3 protein-coding genes and 1 pseudogene are annotated in these 4,286 nt (G+C 43.9%); all 4 read right to left on the bottom strand.

The window, feature by feature from the left end; translation table 11 throughout:
• Window positions 1-217 (bottom strand): hypothetical protein (locus F8N49_RS28110; RefSeq protein ID WP_218574922.1); only part of this gene is annotated, 217 nt, incomplete at its 3' end.
• Window positions 210-1,454 (bottom strand): methyltransferase domain-containing protein, encoded by a 1,245-nt coding sequence (locus F8N49_RS25985; RefSeq protein WP_151553146.1) that lies wholly within the window; start codon window positions 1,452-1,454, stop codon window positions 210-212. The genes F8N49_RS25985 and F8N49_RS28110, both read right to left, overlap by 8 nt.
• A 9-nt stretch (window positions 1,455-1,463) precedes the next feature.
• Entirely contained in the window at window positions 1,464-4,037 is a 2,574-nt protein-coding gene (locus F8N49_RS25980; RefSeq protein WP_151553144.1) for a glycosyltransferase, read from the bottom strand.
• A 10-nt stretch (window positions 4,038-4,047) separates the two neighbouring features.
• Window positions 4,048-4,286: pseudogene (locus F8N49_RS25975) on the bottom strand (ABC transporter ATP-binding protein); the annotation flags it as partial.

Here is a 4,286-nt window from a genome sequence, read left to right as displayed (position 1 = left end):
ACTCCATCCAGAAAACCGCAACAGGATCCTCAGTCCGAACAAACAACGGAAGCGCGGAGCTTGATAGAAGCCGCTCATCAATATCGGAAAGATATACTTTTTTATATGTAACACCGAGACCAGAACATTCCGAAAGCAACTGCTCCGTCAACTGAGTTGTCGCGATATCCGCCTCGACAATCAATAATATATCAACACTGAAACCTAAATCACTCATCATATGAAAAATATGCGCAAGGAACTAGTTTATTGGGACGCAAAGGCCAACGCGAGACCATCGAACACTCTACAATTTTTACGCAAGGACCAGAGTCTCGACCAAAGAAACGAATGAATGCCACTTCTTCTTGCTGTAGCACATTTCCGAGAGAGAAACGGACGAGCCCGATGGTATCAACGGCAGACAATACCGTCGTCGAATTCCATATAATGTTATTACTTTTACCAATCAACTCTATGCCAAGTTGCGCACCTTTTATATCAGCAGACAGGTACACATATACAAAAATAGAGTTGTACGGACCGGAACCTTTAATTTGATATTCAATGTATCCTCCGATCGGCACCTCTTTGCCAAGCCGATAATCTCTTGGCTTACGAGAACGATAATTTTTATCGAGAAAATCGTCCATGCGTTTCAGGTCTACAGCAGGCAGGTCAGGGCCCACGGTTAGCAATCCAATCAGCTTTTCATGTCTAAGCAGTTTTGCTTCGCACTTTGCAACATAGTCATGTTGTTCTTTTAGTCGCTTACCTAACAACTCCTCTGCGTATGACACAGTGGAAAAACCTTCTGCGCTATAAGCTTTTGCCGCGGCTCTGGATTCTTGTAACGCGGGAGTATCCAGAAATGGGTAACCATCCAGATTCTCTGCCAGTTCCAAGTAACCACCCTCATCATCTTCTTTCCAAACAACGAGATGATAAACAATTTGATGGCAAACATCCGTTAAACATTGACGCAACTCTCTTTGACAGGAAGGATCAATTCGATTGAACTTCGGAAAATAAAAAAACTCCATCCGTAGCAATCGAATTTCCAATCCTGGGTTTGAGTTATCGGATTGCGACAAGCCCCAGGTAACTGCATGAGGATGGTAGTACTCTCTTTTGTCAATAGGTGCCCAAGAACAACTCGACCAGAACCTTGGCGTATGTTCGTTAAACACTTGGAGGTGGTATGGATTGGCTAAGTTTAGTTTCTGCTCGTGATAAGGTACGACAATACAAATCTGAGCTTTATGCTTACAAACGCGATAAAGCTCTTTCATTGTAAATATCAGATCGGACACATGCTCCAAGCTGTGAGATGCATGAACAAGCTCAACGGAACTGTCTCCAAAAGGTAGCGGCCTGTCAAGATCCGCGACCACTTGGACACCTGGCAATGGAAATCGGTCGACACCAATAAATCCAGGAAGACACTTAGGTCCACAGCCGATGTCCAGTTTCATAGCCAACACCTATATAGCTAATACTTCCGCAAAAGGAGATACAGGGATACGTTTCAAACCCGCATATCGATACTTAACAAACTCAAACATGTATACAGGGTGAGCCGCCCGCGCAAACACACGAAGCCTGTATGTCGTTGAAGAGGAAGCCAGGACGTGATCCACAGCGAACTCGACCGGCAAAGACAAGTCCACTCCGCTCAACGCGACAACCCTATTTAGAATAATAGACCCGGATGGCCCAATAAGTTCGATACCAACCAGTCCATCCTGGAGACCATCCGTTGTAAAAGCAATCAAAAAAGATCTGATATTAGTTGCAATATTCAATTCATACTCGATGTATGGTACATCATGTAACGATTTGGATAACTCTAAGACAGCACCAACATTCTTACGCTTGACGTCTAGTAAAAATTCTTTCATGCGGCCGAACTGTGGCATTAAGCTGTCCCACAAATCGTGCTTACGAGACATGAAGCCTAAACGCTTGGAATTCGAGGTTGCCTGTCGTAACCGAGCTAGTTCCGCCAGACTTTCAATCAGTTTTTGCGGATTTTTTATTGAATCATTACCCGCAACAGCAATACTCCCACCACTATTTCGAGAAATAAGCTTAAGCCTGCTTTCAACGGTAGTAAATCCATTAAAGGTAGTAGAACTGGATATCGAGTGCAACACATTACAACTGATTACGCCGGAAAACTTCTCTTCGCAGTACTCTCTATTGTTCTTTTTAAACATAGCAAACTTGGAAAAATCCAAATTCTCCAACATATCAGACCAAGAACGAGCACTAAACGGTGAAGAGACAACATAACCAACCTCCAATTTTTTTAATTCGGAATATGGAAAGTCATCAGGAACCACCAACACTGCGTTGAGTACATTCGCAGACATAGCTACGTTTGTAGTCTTGTACACATTATTGATCGACTCACTTGGTGCATGGATAAGAATATCCGGGCTATATTTGGACATTTGCAAAAGTGCAGTTTCCCAATTTAGCTCAAACGGCATCGTTATCAGTTCTAGTCGATCATGCTGCTTAAAGTCTTCAAAAAACTCTGCATTAGCGCCTCCAACAATAAGTTGAATACTTCTACCTGACTCAACATATTTGAGAAATGCTGGTAGCATGATATCCAGTAGCGCAGACAATCGATGACTACCACCTGCAAACGCGATAACCAACTGTTCGCGTGCAGTAGAAACTTCAGCAGTGCTTATTTTCATGTCTCGAAATGTCGGCGGAAACCACTCAACGTTCGAGTGAAGCAAATGCTCTTTGAAATACTCGAGCAAAGGTAGAGTGCTCGTAAGAACACCAGAAAAATCTTTGAGTTTATGTCTCAGCGTCTTTTTACTGAAATCCTCGAAACCACTCATTTCCTTGGTTTCTTGAAGAAGTGTCAAATTATCATCGGTAAAATAATAGCAGGGGATTTGCAGTTTATGTGCCGCATCAATCCATTCAAAAAATGGATCCAACTGCCTTACAAAAATAACGCAGCTCGCATGTGCAATTTCTGACAATGGCCAATGCCCTGGAACGATTACGCGTACGCGGCTTTTCCACTCTTCAGGCAAAAAGTCAAATGTAACGGTAGTACTAGCGCTCGGGTGCGCAGTCAAGACCAATATTTTTCTTTTTTCATCGGAGTCGATTAATGAGCTGGCGATATCGAAATTATTTCTGCTACGAGCATGGGCGAAAGCCATCTCTTTAGCTGCAATGACTGTGCAATGGGTTGTTGTCTGCGGCAGACTGAAAACATCATATTCTTCAAAGTTTGAAGGCCTCAGAGAAATATCACGCTCCTGCCTGATTCTTTCTTCAGAACCCCAACTATCTAATGCGTATGTTTTACCGAGACTGTCATTGGTCGCAGGGCCGCCAACTTCGCCAACAGAAATATCTACATAGCGGAGAATATACTTACGTGAAATCCTTCGCCATAAGTCCCAATCACACACGCGCGTCATGAGGATGTGCGGGTCGTACAGGCCGATGTCTTCAAGAATAAAACGCGGAACCAGCACCGAGTTATTTGCGATGTAGTTCCCGGAATTTATATTATTATTCGATAAACTCGCTCCGAGGTGCACGACTTGCTCGCCACCGGATCCAAACTCTACAACTCTCATTTCAACAGAGCCGTAAATCAACTGATCAGGCGTCTTCTGCGCTTCAGTGTATAGATCATGCAACGCATCAGGAAAGAACACGTCATCATCAAACGCAAACGCTATGTAGCGACCGCGAGACTTCGAATATGCCTCATATTCAGAAACCGCAGGAAGGCCAATATTTTTCGGATGTCGAAGGCAGCTTACCCGGCCGTCTTTCTCCATAAACTCTGCAATAATGTCAGCACTGCCATCGGTGCTTGCGTCGTCGACAATTATCAGTTCAAGCTCGGTCAGAGTTTGACTCAGTACTGATTCGATTGCCTTACGAAACTTACCACTCTTTGCCCGCCTAAAAGTAGGCAGCAAAACGGACACTATCGGAAGTGAGCCGTCGCCATAGGAACTGCCAGGCAACCAAAGAGTGTCGCGAATGAGATCTTTGACTTTCATGTTCTAGGCCTCAGACACTTGCCGAATAGTTTTCTGAATACGCCTTTAACACTTGGTCTGTTTTGCCATCCATACGGATTTTTCCTTTTTCAAGCCAAATTGTGCGCTCACAGAAATCACTTACCAAATCTGGTGAGTGACTCGAGAAGACCAGGATCTTCCCTTGTGTCATAAATTTTTTCATACGTTCCTGAGCTTTGTGAGCGAAATTTATATCCCCCGCCCCCATAACCTCATCTAGCAAAAGAA

The organism is Pseudomonas sp. GXM4, from assembly GCF_008923895.1.
In the GTDB taxonomy this organism is placed as follows: domain Bacteria; phylum Pseudomonadota; class Gammaproteobacteria; order Pseudomonadales; family Pseudomonadaceae; genus Aquipseudomonas; species Aquipseudomonas atacamensis.
Note: the sequence above shows the minus strand (reverse complement) of the source record. Positions and strands in the feature narration are given on the sequence as shown.